A 22,164-nucleotide genomic window follows, 5' to 3' on the forward strand; every position below is an offset into this window, starting at 1 on the left:
ATGGTGTAGTGCTGTTCGTGCAAACCAGATCGGGGCCGGATGCCATAACGGGTCCGGACCTCGAGACATCGCCTTGAAGAGAAAGGGATTGAACATATGGGAAAAGTAATCGGTATTGACCTCGGGACCACCAACTCGTGTGTGGCCATCATGGACGGCTCTCAGCCGAAGGTCATCGAAAACGCAGAAGGGGCGCGGACCACGCCCTCGATCGTCGCCTTCACCGAAGATGAGCGTCTGGTCGGTCAGCCTGCAAAACGTCAGGCGGTCACCAACCCCGACAACACGATCTTTGGCGTCAAGCGTCTGATCGGTCGTCGTGTGGATGATGCAGAAGTCCAGAAGGACAAGAAAATGGTGCCGTACGCCATCGTGGATGGCGGCAACGGTGACGCGTGGGTGGAAGCCCGCGGTGAAAAATACTCCCCAAGCCAGATTTCGGCCTTCACTCTGGGCAAGATGAAGGAAACTGCCGAGAGCTATCTGGGTGAAGAAGTCACGCAGGCGGTCATCACCGTTCCCGCGTATTTCAATGACGCACAGCGTCAGGCCACCAAAGACGCAGGCAAAATCGCCGGTCTGGAAGTGCTGCGGATCATCAACGAACCGACAGCCGCCGCGCTGGCCTATGGCCTGGACAAAGAAGAAACCCAAACCATCGCGGTTTATGACCTTGGTGGTGGTACGTTCGACGTGACCATTCTGGAAATCGACGACGGGCTGTTCGAGGTCAAATCGACCAATGGTGACACCTTCCTGGGTGGTGAAGACTTTGACATGCGCATCGTCAACTACCTGGCGGACGAGTTCAAAAAGGAACACGGTGTCGACCTGTCGCAAGACAAGATGGCCCTTCAGCGCCTGAAAGAAGCTGCTGAAAAAGCCAAGATCGAGCTGTCCTCGACCTCGCAGACCGAAATTAACCAGCCGTTCATCTCGATGGGCGCTAATGGTCAGCCGCTGCACATGGTCATGAAACTGACCCGTGCCAAGCTGGAATCGCTGGTTGGCGACCTGATCAAGAAGTCGATGAAACCCTGTCAGGCCGCATTGAAAGACGCCGGTTTGTCGGCGGGCGACATTGACGAGGTTGTTCTGGTCGGTGGTATGACCCGCATGCCGAAGGTGATCGAAGAGGTCACCAAATTCTTCGGTAAAGAGCCACACAAAGGTGTGAACCCGGACGAAGTTGTTGCCATGGGTGCCGCCATTCAGGCCGGTGTTCTGCAAGGCGACGTCAAAGATGTGGTTCTGCTGGACGTGACCCCGCTGAGCTTGGGCATCGAGACGCTGGGTGGCGTGTTCACCCGTCTGATCGACCGCAACACCACGATCCCGACGAAAAAGTCTCAGGTCTTCTCGACTGCTGAGGACAACCAGAACGCCGTGACCATCCGCTGTTTCCAAGGTGAGCGGGAAATGGCTGCGGACAACAAGATCCTGGGTCAGTTCAATCTTGAAGATATCCCGCCCGCACCGCGTGGCATGCCTCAGATCGAGGTGACTTTTGACATCGACGCCAACGGCATTGTCTCGGTTTCGGCCAAAGACAAAGGCACCGGCAAAGAGCAGAAGATCACCATCCAGGCATCGGGCGGTCTGTCCGACGAGGATATCGACAAGATGGTCAAGGACGCCGAAGAGAACGCGGAAGCTGACAAGGAACGCCGCGAACTGGTCGACGCCAAGAACCAGGCGGAAAGCCTTATCCATTCGACCGAAAAGTCAATGGAAGAGCATGCCGACAAGGTTGACCCGACCACCATCGAAGCCATCGAGCTGGCGATTGCCGCGCTGAAGGACGAGCTGGAAACTGAGAACGCCGAAAAGATCAAGTCCGGCATTCAGAACGTGACCGAAGCGGCCATGAAGCTGGGCGAAGCCATCTACAAGGCACAGTCCGAGGAAGCCGAGGATGAGCCTGCGGCAGCTGATGAAGCTCCGGCTGGTGATGACGACATCGTCGATGCCGAGTTCGAAGATCTGGACAACGACAAGCGTAACTAACGGGTAACCGGGCCAATTCGGGCCGGTCCGGTTGCCGGGCCGGCCCGATTACGTTGAGGCAGAAGGAAATACTGATGTCCAAACGCGACTATTACGAAGTGCTCGGCGTGTCCAAGGGCGCTTCGGCGGATGAGATCAAGAAAGGCTTTCGCAAGAAGGCCAAAGAACTGCATCCAGATCGCAATAAGGACAATCCCGACGCAGAAGCGCAGTTCAAAGAGGCGAATGAGGCCTATGACGTCCTGCGCGACGGCGACAAAAAAGCGGCTTACGACCGCTTTGGCCACGCTGCTTTCGAAAATGGCATGGGCGGCGGTGGCCGACCCGGCGGCGGATTTGGCGGGCAGGGCGACTTCTCCAGCGCATTCTCGGATGTGTTTGATGACCTGTTCGGCGACTTCATGGGCGGTCAGCGCGGTGCAACTAGCGGTGGCCGGCGTGCCGCGCGCGGCTCGGACCTGCGCTATAACCTGAGGGTGACGTTGGAAGAGGCGTTCTCGGGGCTGCAAAAGACGATTAGCGTACCTGCCGCCGTGGCCTGTTCTGCCTGTGACGGATCAGGTGCGGAAGGTGGGGTGGAGCCCACAACCTGCCCGACCTGTTCCGGTATGGGAAAAGTTCGGGCGCAGCAGGGTTTTTTCACAGTCGAACGGTCCTGCCCGACCTGTTCGGGTCTGGGTCAGATCATCAAGAATCCTTGTAAATCCTGCGGAGGCGCCGGGCGCGTTGAAAAAGAGCGTGCTCTGTCGGTCAACATTCCGGCCGGTGTCGAAACCGGCACCCGCATTCGTCTTGCCGGTGAAGGTGAGGCCGGGATGCGCGGTGGCCCTCCGGGCGACCTGTATATTTTTGTCGAAGTTTCGGACCACAAGCTGTTCGAGCGCGACAGCGTAAACCTGTATTGCCGCGTTCCGGTCAGCATGGGGAAAGCCGCGCTGGGTGGTTCGATCGAAGTACCCACAATCGACGGTGGCCGTGGCCGTGTACAAATCCCGGCGGGCAGCCAGTCAGGCCGTCAGATGCGATTGCGCGGTAAGGGCATGCCCGCCCTTCGCGGCGGTGGAATTGGCGATATGTTCATTGAACTGGCGGTGGAAACCCCGGTCAATTTGACCAGCCGCCAGAAAGAGCTGCTACGCGAGTTTGACGATCTGGGCGAAGACAACCACCCGGAATCAAAAAGCTTCTTCTCATCCGTCAAATCTTTCTGGGACGGCATGAAGGGCTGAACCAGCACTTCGTAAACTTCTGTCGCAAGCCGGCCCATCGAGGCCGGCTTTTGCATTTGATAAGTCCAGTTTGACCGTGATCTGCCCCAAAATTGGCCCTTGATTCTCCCGCCATCCCCTGAGAGTGTCGCCCCAACCGTTGGGGTGCCCTGCTTGGGGGCTGAGAGGCGTGAACGCGCTAACCCATCGAACCTGATCCGGGCAATACCGGCGTAGGGAACGGTCTTATAGTGCTTAGACGTTTTCCATGCCCGTTGCCCATTTTGAACCGGAGCAACGACATGGCACCCATTGCCTTAACAATCGCAGGATCTGACAGCGGCGGAGGGGCTGGAATTCAGGCTGACCTCAAGGCCATGTCGGCGCTTGGCGTCTACGGTGCCAGTGTGATTACCGCAGTGACGGCGCAGAATACTCGCGCAGTTACGGCGGTGCATGGTATCCCTCTGGACGTCATTGCAGCCCAGATCGAGGCTGTTCTGACCGACCTGGATGTTGGCGCGATCAAGATTGGAATGCTGGCGACCCCTCAGATCATCCAGTGTGTCGAAGACAGTATCGCGGATTTTGACGGGCCGGTGGTTCTGGATCCGGTCATGATTGCCAAATCCGGCGATGCGTTGCTGGCGGAAGAAGCCGTGCAAACCCTGCGCGAGGTGTTGCTGCCGCGCGCGACCGTGTTGACACCAAACCTGCCAGAAGCAGCCTGTTTGCTGGGCGCTGAACCAGCGGACAGCCTCGAACAGATGATCACACAAGGGCGCGAGTTATGCGCATTGGGTGCAAGTGCGGTCCTGATGAAGGGCGGTCATGGGAAAGGCGACATCTGCCACGACTTACTGGTCTCAGATTTTGGCGTGATGGACCAATTTCAAGCGCCGCGCCGACAGACAAGCAACACCCACGGAACGGGGTGCACGCTGTCCTCATCCATAGCGGCCGGATTGGCCAAGGATCTTTCGCTGCCCCAGGCCGTGGCGCAAGCACATGACTATCTGCAGGGCGCCATCGCTCAGGCCGATGCTTTGAACATCGGGCAAGGTCACGGGCCTGTTCATCACTTCCATCAGGTTTGGTCCGCGTGACCGTCTGGTCGATCATAGGGGCAGGCGTGGCCGGGTTGGCCGTTGCTTCCGAACTTGTCGCGCGCGGGGCCAAGGTTCAGGTGTTTGATCCCGGTGGTGCACCGGGGCCGCATGGCTGTTCCTGGTGGGCGGGCGGAATGTTGGCACCTTGGTGCGAGTATGAAAACGCCGAAGAACCTGTCCTGCGTCTGGGGCAATTGGCAATCGACTGGTGGGCCAAGCGCACTCAGGTCCACAGGCGCGGCACATTGGTTGTCGCTAACCCACGAGACCTGCCGGATCTGCGTCGTTTCGCCCGCAGAACGGAGGGGTTTTCTGAAGTTGATGACAGAGAAATAACCTTATTAGAGCCTGATCTGTATGGTTTCAAAAAAGGTCTCTACTTTGCTGCGGAAGCCCATTTGGATCCGCGTCAGGCCTTGCTGGATCTGTCGCACCAGCTTCAGGATCACGGTGTTGAATTCCATCATGCGTGCGCTCCGACGGGATTGGACAACGCCATTGATTGCAGAGGTCTGCACGCGCGCGAATACCTGCAGGACTTGCGCGGCGTGAAGGGTGAGATGCTGGTGATACGGTGCCCAGACGTGACACTGACCCGGCCTATACGCCTGCTTCATCCACGCGTGCCGCTGTATATCGTTCCACGCGGCGACGGCGTCTACATGCTGGGCGCGACAATGATCGAATCCGAGGATAGCAGCCGAATTACCGCACGCTCGATGCTTGAGTTGCTGAGCGCAGCCTACGCCCTGAACCCCGCCTTTGGTGAGGCTGAAGTGTTGGAAACCGGCGTCGATCTGCGCCCCGCTTTCCCCGACAACCTGCCGCGTATTCGGCGGCTAGGACCGACAATCTACGCCAACGGCCTCTACCGCCACGGCTACCTGCTGGCCCCTGCACTGGCCAAGGGCGTGGCTGACCTGGCGTTGGACACCAAACATTCGGAGATGGTTGATGAAGATCGTACTTAACGGCGAGATGCGCGATGTGCACGCCGGAACTCTTGCCGATCTTTTGCAGGAATGTGGGTTTTCGGGCCGGGTGGCGACGGCTGTGAACGAGGGTTTTGTGCCCTCGAGCCTGCGCAAGGCCCGTAAAATCAAGGATGGCGATCGGATCGAAGTCGTCGCCCCGATGCAGGGGGGCTGAGCGATGAAGACTTTCTACGGCACATCACTGCCGAACCCGCTGATGCTGGGCACCGCGCAATATCCAAGCCCCGCAATCTTGGAACAGGCATTTCGGGACAGCGGGGCCGGGGTGGTCACCGTATCTTTGCGACGCGAAGCAGGCGCAGGACAAACCTTTTGGCAGATGATCCGCGATCTGAGCGTCCTTATCCTGCCCAACACAGCAGGTTGCCATACGGTGAAAGAGGCTGTGACCACCGCTCATATGGCGCGTGAGGTGTTTGACACCAAATGGATCAAGCTGGAACTGATCGGACATACCGACAGCCTCCAGCCTGATGTGTTCCAACTGGTCGAGGCCGCGCGAACCCTGAGCGAAGACGGGTTCGAGGTTTTTCCCTATACCACGGACGACCTGATCGTGGGTGAGCGACTGTTGGCGGCAGGGTGTGAGGTTCTGATGCCATGGGGCGCTCCGATAGGCTCGGGCCGTGGTTTGAACAACGAATACGCCTTGCGCGCAATGCGGGCTGAGTTTCCCGAAGTACCACTGGTGATTGACGCAGGTATCGGCCTGCCCAGCCACGCCGCTCATGCGATGGAACTTGGGTATGATGCCGTTCTGCTGAACACTGCGGTGGCACGGGCCGGTGATCCCGCAGCAATGGCCAAGGCGATGAAGCTGGCCATCGAGGCCGGGCGATTGGCCTATAAGGCTGACCCGATCGAAGCGCGCGATATGGCCGAACCCTCGACCCCCGTTATTGGAAAGGCGTTTTTGTCATGACCCTCGACCGGTTTTATCCAATCTTCGACCATTCGGACTGGCTGCGCCGGACGCTGCCTCTGGGCGTGAAACTGGTGCAGTTGCGGATCAAGGACCAACCGGATGCGGTCGTGCGTGAACAGATAGCGGTTTCGCGGGATCTGTGCTGTACGCATGGCGCTGTTCTGGTGGTGAATGACTATTGGCAAGCGGCCATCGACGCTGGCTGCGACTGGATACATCTGGGGCAAGAAGATCTGGATGATGCGGATCTGAAGGCGATCCAACGCGCAGGACTTAAACTGGGTGTCTCGACCCATGACGATGACGAGCTTGAGCGTGTTTTGGCCATGAGCCCCGACTATGTTGCGCTTGGGCCGGTCTACCCAACGATCCTGAAAAAGATGAAATGGAAACAACAGGGCCTGCCGCGTGTCACTGAATGGAAAGCGCGCGTGGGGGAAGTCCCTTTGGTCGGTATTGGCGGGATGAGTGTCGAGCGCGCGCCGGGGGTGTTGCATGCCGGGGCGGACATTGTCTCAGTCGTGACAGACATCACGTTGAATGCAGACCCAGAAGCCCGCGTACGTGCGTGGATTGAGGTCACCAGATGAGCCGCTACGCCCGTCAGATGATCCTGCCGGAGGTCGGCGCCCGTGGACAGGCCCGCCTGTCCGACGCGCGGGTTCTTGTGGTGGGGGCCGGGGGCCTGGCTGCACCGGTTTTGCCTTTGCTGGCTGGTGCTGGGGTTGGATATTTGACCATCGTAGACCCCGATGAAGTCGCCCTGTCGAACCTCCCTCGCCAGATCTTGTTCGGCGAGGGGGACTGTGGCCGCCCCAAAACCGAAGTCGCAGCTGAGCGGTGTCAGGCCTTAAACTCTGAAATTACGATTTCCACGAAAAATCAGGCTCTAACTAGCTTAAATTCGCAACGACTTGCCTCACAAGTCGATGTCATCCTCGATTGCGCAGACAGTTATGCGGCAAGCTATACGCTGTCGGATACGTGTCACTCGCTGGGCAAGCCGTTGATAAGCGCCTCGGTCCTGGGGTTGTCCGGCTATGTCGGCGGTTTCTGCGGTGGTGCCCCATCTTTGCGGGCGGTTTTTCCCGACGCGCCGGGCAGCGGTGCAAGCTGTGCCACCGCTGGTGTGTTGGGTCCGGTCGTCGGAATGATTGGCGCGATGCAAGCGCAAATGGCGTTGAGTGTCATTCTCGGGCTGGACCCTTCGCCACTTGGGCAGATGGTTCAGTTCAATGCTCGCACGATGCGCAGCACAACGTTCCGCGTTGACGATGCGCCTGAGCCCAGCCATCACTTCCCGTTTGTGTCGGCCGGCCAACTGACCACGGATGATTTGATCATCGAGTTGCGCAGCCCGGATGAGGCCCCTGAACCCATTCATCCCAACGCGCTCCGCGGTTCTCCTGAATTGATAGAATTAGAGCCTAACAATGGAGAAAGGCTGGCACTGTGCTGCGCCACTGGTCTGCGTGCGTGGCGTACTGCCGAAAAATTGCAACCGGATTGGCCGGGCGAGATCGTTCTCGTTGCGGCCTCAACCTCGTGAACGAAAAGGATACGCGAGATATGAAAAAGCTGATGACAGCAATTGCCCTGCTGGCCGCCGCGCCGGCCTGGGCCGAAGACAAGATGACCGTTCTGCTGGACTGGTTCGTTAACCCCGACCACGGGCCCATCATCGTGGCGCAAGAGAACGGATACTTTGCCGATGAGGGGCTGGAGATTGAGATTGTGCCACCCGCGGATCCATCGGCCCCTCCGCGTCTGGTTGCCGCCGGGCAAGCCGATCTGGCGGTGTCCTACCAGCCGCAACTTCACCTGCAAATCCATGAGGGCCTGCCGCTGAAGCGCGTCGGCACCTTGGTCGCGACGCCGTTGAACTGCCTGCTGGTGCTACAGGACGGTCCGATCAAAACGCTCGCCGACCTCAAGGGCAAAAAAATCGGCTTCTCGGTCGCGGGCGTGGAAGAGGCGGTGCTGGGCGCCATGCTGAACGCCCATGATGTCGCGCTGGATGATATTGAGATGGTCAACGTCAATTTTTCGCTGTCGCCATCGCTGATGACCGGTCAGGTGGATGCGGTGATCGGGGCCTTCCGGAACTTTGAGTTGAACCAGATGGATATCGAAGGCGTCGCGGGCCGCTGTTTCTACATCGAGGAAGAAGGCGTACCGTCTTATGACGAGCTGATCTATGTCGCCAATCCCGACACGATGAATGCGGATAAGGTCGCCCGCTTCCTGGCTGCAACCGAAAAGGCGACCCAGTTCATCGTCAACAACCCGGAAAAAAGCTGGGAAATCTTCGCCGCCACCTCACCCGAACTGCAGGATGAACTGAACGCGCGCGCATGGGTGGATACACTGCCCCGTTTCGCGCTGCGCCCGGCGGGTTTTGATGCGGGTCGCTATGCCCGTTTCGAAGCGTTTCTGAAAGACAGCGGCATGATCGACAGCATCAATCCGGTCAGCGACATTTCAGTGGATGTGACCGTGCAATGAGCGACTATGGCAAAGCATTTGCGCTTATGCGCGATGCCGCGCAGGGGCCATGGCGGGATTACACCTGCCACGCTTTTGTCGAAGGGATGAAGGACGGCTCGCTGCCGCGCGCGGCGTTTCTGCACTATCTGCGGCAAGACTATGTGTTCCTGATTCATTTCTCTCGTGCATGGGCGCTGGCGGTTGTGAAGTCGGAAACGCATGAGGAAATGCTGGCAGCCTCGCGCACCGTGAACGGGTTGATCAGCGAAGAGATGAAGCTGCATATCGGGATCTGCGAGGCCGAAAGCATCCCGCAGGACCAACTCTTTGCTACTCCGGAACGTGCCGAGAACCTGGCATATACGCGTTTCGTGCTTGAGGCTGGGTATAGCGGCGATCTGCTGGACCTGCTGGCGGCTTTGGTACCTTGTGTGATGGGCTATGGTGAGATTGGCACAAGACTAGCGGCTGAGGCGACGTCTGACACCTATCGCGATTGGATCGCCACCTATGCCAGCGATGACTACCAAGATGCCTGCGTGGCGGTTGGTGAATTGTTGGACATGGCTCTAACGAGGCGTATTGGCGAGGATTTCGAAGCATCCCCGCGTTGGACCCGGCTGTGCCACACCTTCGGTACCGCGACCGAGTTGGAGGTCAATTTCTGGCAAATGAGCCTGACCCCATGACCCTAGCCCCCGATCTAACCATCCGTGGTTCGGCCGCAATTGGCGACGCGTTATTGTTCGCGCCGTTGACCCTGACGCTAGAGGCCGGGCGGTGGACGTGTTTACTGGGTGGATCGGGGGTTGGCAAAACCACCATTCTGCGCCTGATTGCTAGCTTGGACACCGGCGCAGAGTTCACCGGTCAGATTACTGCAAGTGACGGGCAATCTGTGCCTGAACGGGTTGCATATATGGCGCAAGACGATTTGTTGCTGCCTTGGGCGACTGTGGCGCAGAACGTCCTGTTGGGTGCGCGGTTGCGCGGAGAAAAGCCAGATTTGCGCCGCCGTGATCAGCTGATCGAACGGATGCACCTGCAGGATCATATGACCAAGAAGCCCGGCGAACTCTCTGGTGGCCAACGTCAACGCGTGGCTCTGGCCCGCACGTTGATGGAAGATCGGCCCATCGTTCTTTTGGATGAGCCGTTCTCGGCGCTGGACGCCCGCACCCGCGCGGATATGCAGGACCTTGCGGCCGAAGCGTTACAGGACCGAACCGTTCTGCTGGTCACCCATGATCCGGGCGAGGCTGCCCGGTTAGGTCAATCCATTGTGGTCATGAGGCAGAATGGCATAACGCCCTGCCAACCCCCGCATGCACCAGCTCCGCGCAGCGTCGATGATCTGGAAACGCTCGAGACGCAGGGCACCTTACTGCGTACGCTTCGTGAGGACGCGGCATGAAATTGTTATCAGCTCTTGCTGCGACGCTATTTGCGCTGGTGATCTGGCAGGGGATCGTTTCCCTGACTGACCTGCCGAAATTCATTCTTCCCGGCCCGGCTTTGGTGGCCGAGACCTGGTGGCAGAACCGCTGGGTTATAGCGGAACACACTTGGGTTACCGCGGTCGAGGTCGTTATCGGCTTGGCTTGTGGAACGATTCTTGGCGTTTTGACAGCATTGCAATTGGCCAATTCCCGCGCCGCGCGGGTGCTGGTGCAGCCGATGCTGGTGTTTACGCAGGCGCTGCCGGTCTTTGCTTTGGCTCCTTTGCTAACCCTTTGGTTGGGTTATGGGCTGTGGTCTAAAGTCGCGATGGCGGTGTTGATCATCTATTTCCCGATCACCTCATCCTTCTTCGACGGGTTGATGCGGACCCCACCGGGATATCTTGATCTGGCACGCACCATGCAGGCCAGTTCGCGGGCGGTGTTGTGGCACATTCGCATTCCGGCAGCCTTGCCTTCGCTGGCGTCGGGCATGCGACTGGCGGCGGTCTATGCCCCGATCGGGGCAGTGATCGGCGAATGGGTCGGGTCGTCGCAGGGTCTGGGTTACCTGATGCTGCTGGCCAATGGCCGGGCAAAGACCGACCTTATGTTTGCTGCTATGCTGACTCTGGGGGTTTTTTCGATCCTGCTGCACCTGACCGTTCGACGGGCAACTGCAGGCATTGCGGGTGAGACGCGTTAACCATTCAGAAACCGATTCTGCGGCACGGTGGTCCCATGAATCAGGACGCCTTTACCGAAGCCCCGATGCTGTTTGAAACCGACGAAGCCCCCGTGCAGCCGCTGCCGACGGGTCGCTTGCCGTCGTATATCAAAGATCACCGCAAACGATTGCGCGAACGGTTTATGTCTGGTGGGTCGGCGGCAATGCCGGATTACGAATTGTTGGAACTTGCCCTGTTCCGCTCGATCCCACGGCAGGATGTCAAACCCCTGGCCCGAGCGCTGATGGATACGTTTGGCGACTTTAACCGCGTGCTGACCGCACCCGAAGAACGGCTGCGGCAAATCAAAGGCGTAGGCGATACGGTGATCACCGACCTGAAAATCCTTGAGGCGTGTGCACATCGGATGACCCGCGCGCGGGTCATGCAACGGCACGTCGTATCAGGCTGGGACGCATTGCTGGATTATTGCCATACGACGATGGCCCATCGCGAGACTGAGCAGTTTCGCGTATTCTACCTTGACCGAAAGAACGTTCTGATTGCGGATGAAGAACAGGCCAAAGGCACTGTCGACCACGTTCCCGTGTATCCGCGTGAGGTAGCCAAACGCGCGCTTGAGCTGAATGCCTCGGCGCTAATCTTGGTACACAATCACCCATCGGGCGATCCGACACCGTCGCAATCGGATATCGATATGACCAACCGAATTCAGGATGCCTGCGTCGCGCTGGGCCTGACGCTGCATGACCATCTGATTATTGGCAAATCGAATGAGTTGAGCTTTCGGTCCGAGGGCTATTTGTAAGGGTTACTGAACCCAGACCTCGACCCTGCGATTGACTTTGCGGCCCCAGTCCGTGTCATCACAGGCCATGGGCATTGCTTCGCCAAATGCGTCCACGGCGATCTCGACACTCTCCGGAATGGCTGTTTCTACCGCCGACAGCACTGCGTTGCGCACGGTCTTTGCCCGCAGCAATGCGATCCTTGCATTGGCTGTGGCCGCGCCTTCGCCGTCGCTAAAGCCCACAAAGGTCAGTTTACGAGCGTCGATGGTCCCGGTTTCGAGGGCGTGGGCCAACTGCCGGATGTTGGAACGTGACTGCGCGTCGGGTCTGGAGGAACCTGCCTCGAACCGGAACGACAGAGACAGGCGCGATTGTGGGCGCAGCGTGTCGATCATGTGCTGTAACTCTTCCAACCCGACCTCGGCACCACCTGAAACCACTGCGTTGGCCAGACGATCCCCTTGCAACCCGATCCGCATGGTTTCGGGTTCTTGATCCACAAATCCGGCATCGCGGATCGCCATCTGTGCCTCGGCGCTTTGCGAATAGGCCAGGAATTGCCGCGCGATGCGGGGCAGGCGGATTTCCGGCAGATACAAGAACATCGGCGATGTCAGCGGATAATCTTCGGTCTTGATGGATTGCCGCGTGGCGGTCAGCGCGTGACCGCAACCGCCGGTCAAAGGCAGGCCCCGGGCAGGCCCGACCTCGGCATGGCTGGCGATACCGATGGCAAAGGGGTCATCAGCGACAGCGCGCACCAGATCGCTGCTACGGGTGTGACGTATAATTCCCTCGGCCAGCGTTGGCTGAGCAGGGGTCAGCAACCGATCCTCAACCCCTTGCGCCAAACCGGAACCGGCGTCTGGTAAGTGCAGGGAAACGGGCGCATCAGGTCCTCCAAGCTCAGACCAGTTCTTGATCTCGCCGGAAAACACGCGCACCAGTTCTGCTGGCGAAATTTGCCGCGCCGGGTTTTCCCGGGCCACAATTGGGACCAGCGCGTCCAGCGCGATGACCCGGGATCGCCTTGCATCTGCCAGATCACCCAGACCAGCGGTCTGCGCAGCCTCCTGTTCCGATGGGCGAATTTCACGCAATGCCATGACGATATCGGTCTCATCGGCGATCAGATCCGCAAAGCCGCCACCTGTGTTGTTAGGGGCGAAATAGAACCGCCCCAAAGGGGCATTGCGCCCGGTCTGGTGAAGCTCATAGGTGAATGCGCCCGAATCCAAACGCTGCGGCGTCGCCGACATCCCCTCTTGCTGGGCGAAACCAACGATCAGGGCCGGCAGTACCTTTTCCGCCATGACGGAGGAACCGGAGAACCGAACCTCGGCCACGAAATCCGTAAGGTTGGGGCAGGCGGGTCCTTCGCAGGTAACACCCGACCCATCCACTGTCAGCTCACCGAACTGCGTATCCACGCGATAGAACTCGCCATCAAAGCTCAGCAGGTTGCCTGTGACCTCGACCTTGCCGTCTTGCGAGGTCAGCGTGATATCCTGTGCGTGTACATAGGGCGCCAGAGTCACCGAAATCAGTGTGGCCACTGCCACACGAAAAAATGTCATAAGAAAGTCGAGCCTGCCTGCGGTTTAATTTGCCGCGATTGTCAGGTCTTGGAGCAGATTATTCAACACCAGAAAATCACCGGCCCGCGTGCAATCCGGCATGGGCAGCGTCAAATCGCGCGACCGCAGGCGGCGATCGCCACGCAGCTCGAGTGATTGAACGGCCAAATCCCGGCCGCAATTTGCCTCGGTCACTTCGGCCTCGACCGTCAGTTCGATCGAACCGGTCTGGCTGGTTTCGCCTGCAGGGAAAGAATAGATTTCGATATTCTGCGCGTCGCCGAATGCCTGTTGTCCCAGATGTACGACTTTACCCGCACCTTTCGCGTCAGGGTCCGACGATACATGTCCCGCTGTGCCATAGCTGGCCCCAAATTCCAGCGCATGGATCTGCAGGTCTGTCTCACCCTGCCATTGCAGGGCGATGCGGTTGTAGTTGGCCAGGTCGGGGATGTGAGTGGTGGCTACGGTTCCGGTCTGATCATCTACTGAGATCAGAAAGATCGCATATTCCGACAGGGCCGGGATCGTCAGATCCAAAGCGCCGTTTTTGTCCGTTCGTTGGGTAACTGTTAGTCCGCTGTGATGGATTTCGATCCGTTCATTGCCGTGGCAGGGGGCTTTGACGGTCAGGCGCGCCGCAGCGCCGGGGACGGATTTTGCGCGGGCACTGAGAGTGCAGCTTTCCTGATCAGAGGGGGTCGATCGGGTGGGTTGCAGGGCGCGCCGGGATGCTTTGATGTCGGTGGTTGCATCAGCGGCCGGAAGCGAGGAGGTCAGAACAATTCCTTCCAGCCCGGCAATCACCGAGGACTGATTGGCGGCAGCCACAGTTACAGGAGCCTGCGCGCCATCCGATTGCGCTGGCGATCCATTTTGCATCAGGTAACCAATGGCTAAGGCACAAGCGACGGTGCCGCCAGTGGTCACGTAATTCTTTATTACAAACAAAACACCCTCCCCAGTTGAAGGAGCGAGTCGCATCCTGAAGTTGAATCACGGCCAATATGTGGCCGTGAAACGGACTCAATGTGTTTTGATCAAGGTGACGTTAGGTCAGCCGGCCGTGGCAGTGTTTGAATTTCTTGCCAGATCCACAAGGGCAGAGATCGTTGCGCGACGGGTTCCCCCAAGTCGAGGGATCGTCTTCGACAAAGCCAGGGCGCGCATCGCCTGAAGCCTGGGCTTCGGCCAGTGCTTCCGCCTTGTCGGTGGCTTGATCCACCGCCCGTTGTGCCTGAGCTTGCTGAGCTTGCATCTGGGCCAGCATTTCGCGCTGTTCCTCTTCGGTCAGCGGACGGACGCGCGACAATTGCTGAGTCACTGTTTCGCGCAGACTGTCCAGCATCCCTTCGAACAGCTGGAAGCTTTCGTTCTTGTATTCATTCAGCGGGTCGCGCTGGGCGTAACCGCGGAATCCAACGACCGAGCGCAGATGTTCCAGCGTCAGCAAGTGCTCGCGCCATTTGCTGTCGATCGTCTGCAGCAGAACCTGCTTTTCGATGTTGCGCATATTTTCGGGACCGAAGGCTGCCGCCTTTTGCGCCATCATCTCATCGGCAGCATTGACCAGACGCTCGCGCACCTGTTCATCATCGACGCCTTCCTCGGCGGCCCAGTCCTGTACTGGCGCGTCGATGGTCAGCTTTTCCTTGATTGCCGCGTGCAGGCCATCGGTATCCCACTGATCGGCATAGGTTTTTGGCGGCATGTATTCGTCGATCAAATCGTCAATCACCTGTTCGCGCATGTCCGAGACGATCTCGGACAGGTCATCGGTCGACATGATTTCGCGCCGCTGGCTGAACACCACTTTACGCTGGTCATTCATCACGTCGTCGAATTTCAGAACGTTCTTGCGCATGTCAAAGTTTCGGCCTTCGACCTTGGACTGTGCGCGTTCCAGCGACTTGTTCACCCAAGGATGAACAATTGCCTCGCCTTCTTTCATGCCCAGCGTAGTCAGAACCTTGTCGAGCCGTTCCGAGCCAAAGATGCGCATCAGGTCGTCTTCGAGGCTCAGGTAGAACACGGTGCGGCCCGGGTCACCCTGACGGCCCGAACGACCGCGCAGCTGGTTGTCGATCCGGCGGCTTTCGTGCCGTTCGGATGCCATGACGTAAAGACCACCGGCCGCCAGAACCTTTTCCTTTTCCTCGGCGTGGCGGGCCTCTTCCTTGGCGCGCAGCTCGGCAGGATCGGCCTCGGGGTTTTCGGCCAGCGCCTGAAGCACATTCATCTCGACATTGCCGCCCAGCTGAATGTCGGTGCCGCGACCAGCCATGTTGGTGGCAATGGTCACCGCACCATACCGGCCGGCATCGGCCACGATTTGTGCCTCTTGCTCGTGCTGGCGGGCGTTCAGAACGTTATGTTCGATGCCTTCCTTTTGCAGCAGCTGGCTTAGCAGTTCGGATTTCTCGATCGAGGTTGTGCCCAAAAGAACCGGCTGGCCCTTTTCCTGCGCTTCCTTGGTCTCGTCAATCATCGCGCCGTATTTCTCACCGGCGGTGCGATAGACCTGATCGTCTTCGTCAAGACGGGCAATCGGCCTGTTGGTCGGAACCTCGACCACACCGAGACCGTAGATTTCGGCGAATTCTTCGGCTTCGGTCAGCGCGGTGCCGGTCATGCCACCCAGCTTGTCATACAGACGGAAGTAGTTCTGGAAGGTCACACTGGCCAGCGTCACGTTTTCAGGCTGAATTTGGACGCCTTCCTTGGCTTCGATGGCCTGATGCAGACCTTCGGACAGACGGCGACCTGGCATCATCCGGCCAGTGAATTCGTCGATCAGAACGACGTTGCCGTCACGGACGATGTAGTCTTTGTCACGTGTAAACAGCTTGTGTGCGCGCAGACCCTGGTTGACGTGGTGTACCACCGTGGTGCTTTCGGGGTCATACAGAGAATGGCCTTCGGGGATCAGACCGTTGGCAATCAGCTGTTGTTCCAGGAACTCGTTGCCCTCATCGGTGAAGGTCACGTTCCGGGACTTTTCATCCAACGTAAAGTGATCATCGCTTAGCGAGGGGATCAGGGCGTCGATGCTGGTATACAGGTCCGAGCGGTCCTCGGACGGGCCCGAGATGATCAATGGCGTCCGCGCTTCGTCGATCAGGATCGAGTCGACCTCGTCCACAATCGCGAAATTGTGGTACTTTTGGTAAATCTGATCCAGCTCCGCCTTCATGTTATCGCGCAGATAATCAAAGCCCAACTCGTTGTTGGTGGCATAGGTGACGTCACAGGCGTAGGCAGCTTTTTTGTCGGCGTCCGGCTGACCCGACCAGATTACGCCGGTGGTCATACCAAGGGCTCCGAACACTTTACCCATCCACTCGGCGTCACGCTTGGCCAGGTATTCGTTCACCGTGACCACGTGTACGCCCTTGCCGGTCAGAGCGTTCAGATAGGCCGGGAAGGTGGCAACCAGCGTCTTGCCCTCACCGGTCTTCATCTCCGAGATATTGCCCTGATGCAGGAAGGCACCGCCCATCAACTGCACATCAAAGGCCCGCAGACCCAGCGCGCGCTTGGCGCCTTCGCGGACGTTTGCAAAGGCTTCGGGCAGCAGGTCGTCCAGCGCCTCACCATCCAGCGCACGCTTGCGCAGTTCGGCGGTCTTTTCGATCAGGCCCTCATCGGACAACTTTTCGAACTCAGGTTCCAGCGCATTGATCTTTTCGACCAGCGGACGGGTCGCCTTGATCTTGCGGTCGTTCGGTGTTCCGAACACCTTTTTGGCGAGCGTTCCGAGTCCCAGCATGTTCACTCCAGCGGATCTGTTCTTGTCTTGGTTGCGACAGGCTTGCCCACCTTGCTTGCAACCCATAGATACGGGGGATGAAAGGCGGCCCTGTCCAAGGCTTCAAAGCGATGTAAGCGGCAGGTCCCAGAGTGTCAACGCCACGCCCCGTCGCGGCAAAGAAATAGGATGATTCCATGCCCAAAGGCCTCACTTTTCTGCCATCGCTGGCTCTGGCTGCCGTGATGGCGATGCCGCTTGCCGCCGAAACCAAGCCGGACGCGGATACGGTTGTCGCCAATGTGAACGGGGATGAAATCACACTGGGTCACGTTATTGCATCTGTCGCGGCCCTGCCTCCGAATTACGCCGAGGTCGAAGATGATGTTCTGTACGAATTCGTCATCGAGCAATTGATCCAGCAGCAATTGCTGGCGCAGCAGCAGGACGATCTGAACCGGCTGAACCAGTTGGGATTGGAAAACGAAGGCCGTTCCATGCGGGCGGTGCAGACAGTAAATGCGTTGCTGGGCGATGTCGTGACCGAAGAGTCAATTCAGGCAGCCTATGACGCGGAATTCGGCAACTTCGAAGGCGAAGATGAGTTCGACGCCAGCCATATTCTTGTAGCCACCGAAGAAGAAGCCAAGGAAATTAAAACTCTGCTGGATGACGGCGGCGATTTTGCCGAAACGGCCAAGGAAAAGTCGACCGGCCCATCGGGTCCGAATGGCGGGTCATTGGGATGGTTTGGCAAGGGCCAGATGGTGCCGGAATTCGAAAACGCCGTTGTTGCGTTGGAAAAGGGTCAGATTTCGGATCCGGTGCAAACACAGTTCGGCTGGCACCTGATCATTCTCAACGACACGCGAAAATCCGAAGCGCCGGGGCTTGATGCCGTACGTGAACAGCTGGCCCAGTCCCTTCAGCAGGACGCGATTCAAGCCAAGATCGACGAGCTGACGCAGCAGTCGCAGATCGAACGTCCCGCTTTGGACGGTGTGGGCCCCGAGGTCATCCGTCAGATCGACCTGATTCAGGAGTAACTCCAGTGGCCGCGATCACCAAGGTTTCGCCGCTGGCTCCAGCGGCCTTCCCCGAACTGCCTGCGATTGACGGTGTGCGTTTTGCCACCGTCGAAGCTGGCGTGCGTTATCAGGGCCGTACCGACGTGATGTTGGCGGTTCTGGATCCGGGCACATCTGTGGCCGGGGTGTTCACCCGATCGGCCACACGCGCAGCCCCTGTGCTGGACTGTCAGGACAAGATCGGCGGGGCTAGCGATGGGCCTGCGGCGATATTAGTGAACTCGGGCAATGCCAATGCCTTTACCGGTCACTATGGCCAAACCTCGGTGGCCGAGGTGACGCATGCAGTGTCCAAAGCGACCGGCGTTGCAGTCGAACGCGTCTTCACCTCTTCCACCGGCGTGATTGGTGAGCCGCTGCCCCATGACCGCATCGTGGCACAGCTTGAGGCGTTGAAGGTGGGCCTCAGCCGTCATGCCATCGAGGATGCGGCGCGGGCGATCATGACCACGGATACCTTTCCAAAAGGGTCCAGTGTGCAGGTCGAGATTGACGGAAAAACAGTCTCTATTGCAGGGATTGCCAAGGGGTCAGGCATGATCGCGCCGGATATGGCGACGATGCTGGTCTACATCTTTACCGATGCACAGGTCGAACAGCCCGCCTTGCAGGCCATGCTGGGCGCGCAGACCGACCGGACATTCAACTGCATCACCGTGGACAGTGACACCTCGACCTCGGACAGCCTGTTGCTCTGTGCAACCGGGGCCTCGGGTGTGGACGCAACCGGCAATGCGGCGTTTGCCGAGGCACTGGAAGGCGTGATGCTTGACTTGGCGCAACAGGTGGTGCGCGACGGTGAAGGTGCTACGAAATTTGTGGAAATTCGTGTAACCGGTGCCGCGTCGGATACGGACGCCAAGGTGCATGGGCTGGCGATTGCCAACTCACCGCTGGTTAAAACGGCTATTGCTGGTGAAGACCCGAACTGGGGCCGGATCGTCATGGCTATCGGTAAATCCGGTGCCGCCGCTGACCGCGACCTGCTGAGCATTTCCTTCGGCGATATTCTGGTTGCCGAAAAGGGCTGGGTCAGCCCGGATTACCGTGAGGATGACGCCGCCGCCTATATGAAAGGTCAGGACCTTGTGATTGCGGTCGATCTTGGGCTGGGCGAAGGTAAATCCACCGTTTGGACCTGCGATCTGACCCACGGCTATATCGAGATTAACGCGGATTATCGCTCGTGAAGACTTTACTGGTGTCTGCTGTCGCCCTGATCGACATTGAGGGCCGGGTGCTACTGGCCCAACGACCTGAGGGTAAATCTATGGCCGGTCTCTGGGAATTCCCCGGTGGCAAAATCGAACCCGGCGAAACCCCCGAGGCCGCCCTGATCCGCGAATTGCACGAGGAACTGGGTATAGACACCTGGGCCTCATGCCTCGCCCCGCTGACCTTTGCCAGCCACAGCTATGACGATTTCCATCTGTTGATGCCGCTGTTTGCCTGCCGCAAGTGGGAGGGTATCCCGCAGTCTAAGGAAGGGCAGGCGCTTAAATGGGCGCGCGCGAATGAGTTGCGGAACTATCCGATGCCTGCGGCGGATGTGCCATTGATCCCGATTTTGCGAGATTGGTTATAGAGGCAGCCCGTTTGCGGGCCCACTTCGGTCTGAGAGGAACTAGTCTCGAATGCTCAAGCGTTTTACAATCCTAACAGGTGTCGTGCTTATAGCTTTGGTCGGTTACTTGCCATTCGAACTCGCAAAATGCGATGACATGATGAGGCAACATGGGCCAGTCTTCATCTGCCTACCGATCACTTTTCTTACGATTCCTGTATTTCTCGCGGTTTTTTTGGTTCAATTGGTTTTCCTCTTTCGATTGAGGAAATGACAGTCGTAGCCAAATTTGCTCTTTTTGGCCGATTTGAATGCATCTTTTTCTGTAGGGAAAATCACTCCTTCAACCCTGTTACAATTCGTAAGAATTGAGAAAACATCAGGAAAAAGTTGACGCTGATCTTTCCTGCGTCCCTTATCGGGGCGTTGGCGTCCGGGGTTGATCCCTGGTCCGCCGTTTCCGGCCCGGAGGAGGGGTCGGATGGGGAGGAGAAAGAGATTGGCTCAGACGCAGTCGGGCGCTGAAGGGATGCACTCTCTTCCGGCGCTGCTACACCGCAATGCGACCCAGTTCAGGGACGCCCCGGCCTACCGGGAAAAGGAATTCGGAATCTGGCAATGCTGGACCTGGGCCGAAACGGCCAAGGAAATCCGTGCGATTGCCCTGGGCTTTCTAGAACTTGGCGTCACAAAAGGCGACCACATCGCAGTGATCGGGCGCAATCGTCCGGCGCATTACTGGTCGATGGTTGCGGCTCAGATGGTGGGTGCTGTGCCGGTTCCGCTGTATCAGGATGCAGTCGCTGAGGAGATGGCCTATGTCCTGGATCATTGCGGCGCAAAATACGTCGTCTGCGGTGATCAGGAGCAGGTCGACAAGGTCATCGAGATTCAGGAGAACCTGCATCAAGTCAAACACATCCTCTACACCGACAAACGGGGGATGCGGAAATACGATCACAGCCAGATGAACGCACTGGACGATCTGATGGCCGAAGGCAGTGCCGGTCACGCGCGTTTTGATGCGGAACTGGATCGTCGGATTGCCGAGATCGAATACGACGGCACCTGCGTCATGCTGTATACGTCGGGCACCACGGGTAAACCCAAGGGCGTGGTGCTGTCGAACCGCAACGTGATCGAAAGCGCCAAGAACTCCGCCGAGTTCGATCATTTGAACCGGAACGAAGACATCCTGTCTTACCTGCCGATGGCTTGGGTAGGCGATTTCATCTTTTCCATCGGTCAGGCCTATTGGTGTGGCTTTTGCGTAAACTGCCCCGAAAGCGCCGACACGATGATGACCGATCTGCGCGAAATCGGGCCGACTTATTTCTTCGCTCCGCCACGCGTTTTTGAAACCCAGCTGACCAACGTAATGATCCGGATGGAGGACGCAGGTAAACTGAAGCAGCGGATGTTCCACTACTTCATGGCGCATGCCAAGAAAGTGGGTGGCCTGCTGCTGGACGGCAAGCCGGTGAGTTTTGGCGACCGCGTGAAATACGCGCTGGGCAACCTGCTGGTCTATGGCCCGCTCAAGGATACACTGGGTTATGGCCGCTTTCGCGTTGGCTATACGGCGGGTGAGGCGATCGGGCCGGAGATTTTTGATTTCTACCGCTCGCTCGGCATCAACCTTAAACAACTTTACGGTCAGACCGAAGCGACGGTTTTCATCACCGTTCAGCCGGATGGTGAGGTGCGCGCCGACACCGTTGGTGTGCCTGCCCCGGATGTCGAACTGAAGATCGACGACAAGGGTGAGATCCACTACCGCTCACCCGGTGTTTTCGTCGAGTATTACAACAACCCAGATTCCACGGCATCGACCAAAGATGCGGAAGGCTGGGTGGCCACTGGGGATGCGGGGTTCATCGAGGAAAGTTCGGGCCATCTGCGGATCATCGACCGCGCCAAGGACGTCGGCAAAATGGCCGACGGGTCGATGTTTGCGCCGAAATACGTCGAGAACAAGCTGAAATTCTATCCCGATATCCTCGAGGTTGTCCTGTTCGGAAACGGCAAAGACCGCTGCGTCGCGTTTATCAATATCGACCTGACGGCTGTTGGGAACTGGGCAGAACGCAACAACGTGGCCTATGCATCCTATCAGGAACTAACAGCGAATCCCCGTGTATTAGAGACGATTCGTAGCCATGTCGAAGAGGTGAATAAGTCTGTAGCCGCTGATGAGATGTTGTCGGGATGTCAGGTGCATCGCTTTGTGGTTCTGCACAAAGAACTGGACGCGGATGACGGTGAGATGACCCGTACGCGGAAGGTGCGACGCGGATTTGTCGAGGACAAGTTCAGTGACATCATCGACGCGCTTTATGACGGGTCCAAGCAGGTCTCGACCACGACCGAAGTGACTTATGAGGACGGTCGAAAGGGGTCGATCAGCGCAACGCTTGAGATTATCGATGCACCGGTCGTTCCGGTTGCTCAGCACAAGGTGGCGGCGGAATGAGGGCCGGTCATGCGTCGCTCGACCTGTGGTCATCGCCCCGCCCACCGTCCCGTTTTTCCGCAAG

General features: G+C 58.3%; 20 protein-coding genes and 1 riboswitch. Of the genes, 17 read left to right on the forward strand and 3 right to left on the reverse strand.

What is annotated here, in order from left to right:
* Positions 1–96 precede the first annotated feature (96 nt).
* The 13 genes from dnaK to radC all read left to right on the forward strand — a co-directional run bounded on the left by dnaK (position 97) and on the right by radC (position 11,667).
* On the forward strand, positions 97–2,007 hold the full coding sequence (gene dnaK, locus AC2FGC_RS10205) for a molecular chaperone DnaK (protein ID WP_496726249.1): 1,911 nt from the start codon (positions 97–99) through the stop codon (positions 2,005–2,007).
* A 74-nt stretch (positions 2,008–2,081) separates the two neighbouring features.
* On the forward strand, positions 2,082–3,236 hold the full coding sequence (dnaJ, locus tag AC2FGC_RS10210) for a molecular chaperone DnaJ (RefSeq protein WP_496726248.1): 1,155 nt from the start codon (positions 2,082–2,084) through the stop codon (positions 3,234–3,236).
* 130 nt (positions 3,237–3,366) lie between these two features.
* Positions 3,367–3,472, forward strand: a riboswitch (TPP riboswitch).
* A gap of 45 nt (positions 3,473–3,517) precedes the next feature.
* Complete coding sequence (gene thiD, locus AC2FGC_RS10215) at positions 3,518–4,321, forward strand: bifunctional hydroxymethylpyrimidine kinase/phosphomethylpyrimidine kinase (RefSeq protein ID WP_496726247.1); 804 nt, start codon at positions 3,518–3,520, stop codon at positions 4,319–4,321.
* A complete protein-coding gene (locus tag AC2FGC_RS10220; RefSeq protein WP_496726246.1) occupies positions 4,318–5,295 on the forward strand; it encodes an FAD-dependent oxidoreductase in 978 nt (325 codons plus the stop codon). The genes thiD and AC2FGC_RS10220 overlap by 4 nt, the downstream gene beginning before the upstream one ends.
* Complete coding sequence (gene thiS / locus AC2FGC_RS10225; RefSeq protein ID WP_496726245.1) at positions 5,279–5,473, forward strand: sulfur carrier protein ThiS; 195 nt, start codon at positions 5,279–5,281, stop codon at positions 5,471–5,473. The genes AC2FGC_RS10220 and thiS overlap by 17 nt, the downstream gene beginning before the upstream one ends.
* Positions 5,474–5,476: 3 nt before the next feature.
* Entirely contained in the window at positions 5,477–6,241 is a 765-nt protein-coding gene (locus AC2FGC_RS10230) for a thiazole synthase (protein WP_496726244.1), read from the forward strand.
* Entirely contained in the window at positions 6,238–6,834 is a 597-nt protein-coding gene (locus tag AC2FGC_RS10235; RefSeq protein ID WP_496726243.1) for a thiamine phosphate synthase, read from the forward strand. The genes AC2FGC_RS10230 and AC2FGC_RS10235 overlap by 4 nt, the downstream gene beginning before the upstream one ends.
* Complete coding sequence (locus AC2FGC_RS10240; RefSeq protein WP_496726242.1) at positions 6,831–7,793, forward strand: HesA/MoeB/ThiF family protein; 963 nt, start codon at positions 6,831–6,833, stop codon at positions 7,791–7,793. The genes AC2FGC_RS10235 and AC2FGC_RS10240 overlap by 4 nt, the downstream gene beginning before the upstream one ends.
* A gap of 20 nt (positions 7,794–7,813) precedes the next feature.
* Complete coding sequence (locus AC2FGC_RS10245) at positions 7,814–8,749, forward strand: ABC transporter substrate-binding protein (protein ID WP_496726241.1); 936 nt, start codon at positions 7,814–7,816, stop codon at positions 8,747–8,749.
* Positions 8,746–9,420 (forward strand): TenA family protein, encoded by a 675-nt coding sequence (locus AC2FGC_RS10250; protein WP_496726240.1) that lies wholly within the window; start codon positions 8,746–8,748, stop codon positions 9,418–9,420. The genes AC2FGC_RS10245 and AC2FGC_RS10250 overlap by 4 nt, the downstream gene beginning before the upstream one ends.
* Positions 9,417–10,145: an ABC transporter ATP-binding protein gene (locus AC2FGC_RS10255; protein WP_496726239.1), complete on the forward strand. Its 729-nt coding sequence runs from the start codon at positions 9,417–9,419 to the stop codon at positions 10,143–10,145. Before AC2FGC_RS10250 ends, AC2FGC_RS10255 begins: the two co-directional genes overlap by 4 nt.
* Positions 10,142–10,876, forward strand: coding sequence for an ABC transporter permease (locus tag AC2FGC_RS10260; RefSeq protein ID WP_496782258.1), 735 nt, complete (start codon positions 10,142–10,144; stop codon positions 10,874–10,876). The genes AC2FGC_RS10255 and AC2FGC_RS10260 overlap by 4 nt, the downstream gene beginning before the upstream one ends.
* Positions 10,877–10,911: 35 nt before the next feature.
* Positions 10,912–11,667, forward strand: a complete 756-nt coding sequence (gene radC / locus AC2FGC_RS10265) for a RadC family protein (protein ID WP_496726237.1) — start codon at positions 10,912–10,914, stop codon at positions 11,665–11,667.
* A gap of 3 nt (positions 11,668–11,670) precedes the next feature.
* On the opposite strand, the gene AC2FGC_RS10270 is transcribed toward radC, so the two are convergent.
* The 3 genes from AC2FGC_RS10270 to secA form a co-directional block, all read right to left on the reverse strand.
* Positions 11,671–13,227, reverse strand: coding sequence for a phosphate ABC transporter substrate-binding/OmpA family protein (locus tag AC2FGC_RS10270; RefSeq protein ID WP_496782260.1), 1,557 nt, complete (start codon positions 13,225–13,227; stop codon positions 11,671–11,673).
* Between the two features lie 24 nt (positions 13,228–13,251).
* Positions 13,252–14,178, reverse strand: coding sequence for a hypothetical protein (locus AC2FGC_RS10275; RefSeq protein WP_496726234.1), 927 nt, complete (start codon positions 14,176–14,178; stop codon positions 13,252–13,254).
* 100 nt (positions 14,179–14,278) lie between these two features.
* Positions 14,279–16,996: a preprotein translocase subunit SecA gene (gene secA, locus AC2FGC_RS10280; protein ID WP_496726233.1), complete on the reverse strand. Its 2,718-nt coding sequence runs from the start codon at positions 16,994–16,996 to the stop codon at positions 14,279–14,281.
* A 176-nt stretch (positions 16,997–17,172) separates the two neighbouring features.
* On the opposite strand from secA, the gene AC2FGC_RS10285 reads away from it, so the two are divergent.
* The 4 genes from AC2FGC_RS10285 (at position 17,173) to AC2FGC_RS10300 (ending at position 22,100) form a co-directional block, all read left to right on the forward strand.
* Positions 17,173–18,021 carry a peptidylprolyl isomerase gene (locus AC2FGC_RS10285; protein WP_496726232.1) on the forward strand — a complete coding sequence of 283 codons (849 nt, stop codon included), beginning with the start codon at positions 17,173–17,175 and terminating at the stop codon, positions 18,019–18,021.
* Between the two features lie 5 nt (positions 18,022–18,026).
* A complete protein-coding gene (gene argJ / locus AC2FGC_RS10290) occupies positions 18,027–19,253 on the forward strand; it encodes a bifunctional glutamate N-acetyltransferase/amino-acid acetyltransferase ArgJ (protein WP_496726231.1) in 1,227 nt (408 codons plus the stop codon).
* Complete coding sequence (mutT, locus tag AC2FGC_RS10295) at positions 19,250–19,648, forward strand: 8-oxo-dGTP diphosphatase MutT (RefSeq protein ID WP_058279219.1); 399 nt, start codon at positions 19,250–19,252, stop codon at positions 19,646–19,648. The genes argJ and mutT overlap by 4 nt, the downstream gene beginning before the upstream one ends.
* A gap of 508 nt (positions 19,649–20,156) precedes the next feature.
* Positions 20,157–22,100, forward strand: coding sequence for an AMP-binding protein (locus tag AC2FGC_RS10300; protein WP_496782385.1), 1,944 nt, complete (start codon positions 20,157–20,159; stop codon positions 22,098–22,100).
* Positions 22,101–22,164 lie beyond the last annotated feature (64 nt).

Source organism: Ruegeria sp. CDSC054, from assembly GCF_059610645.1.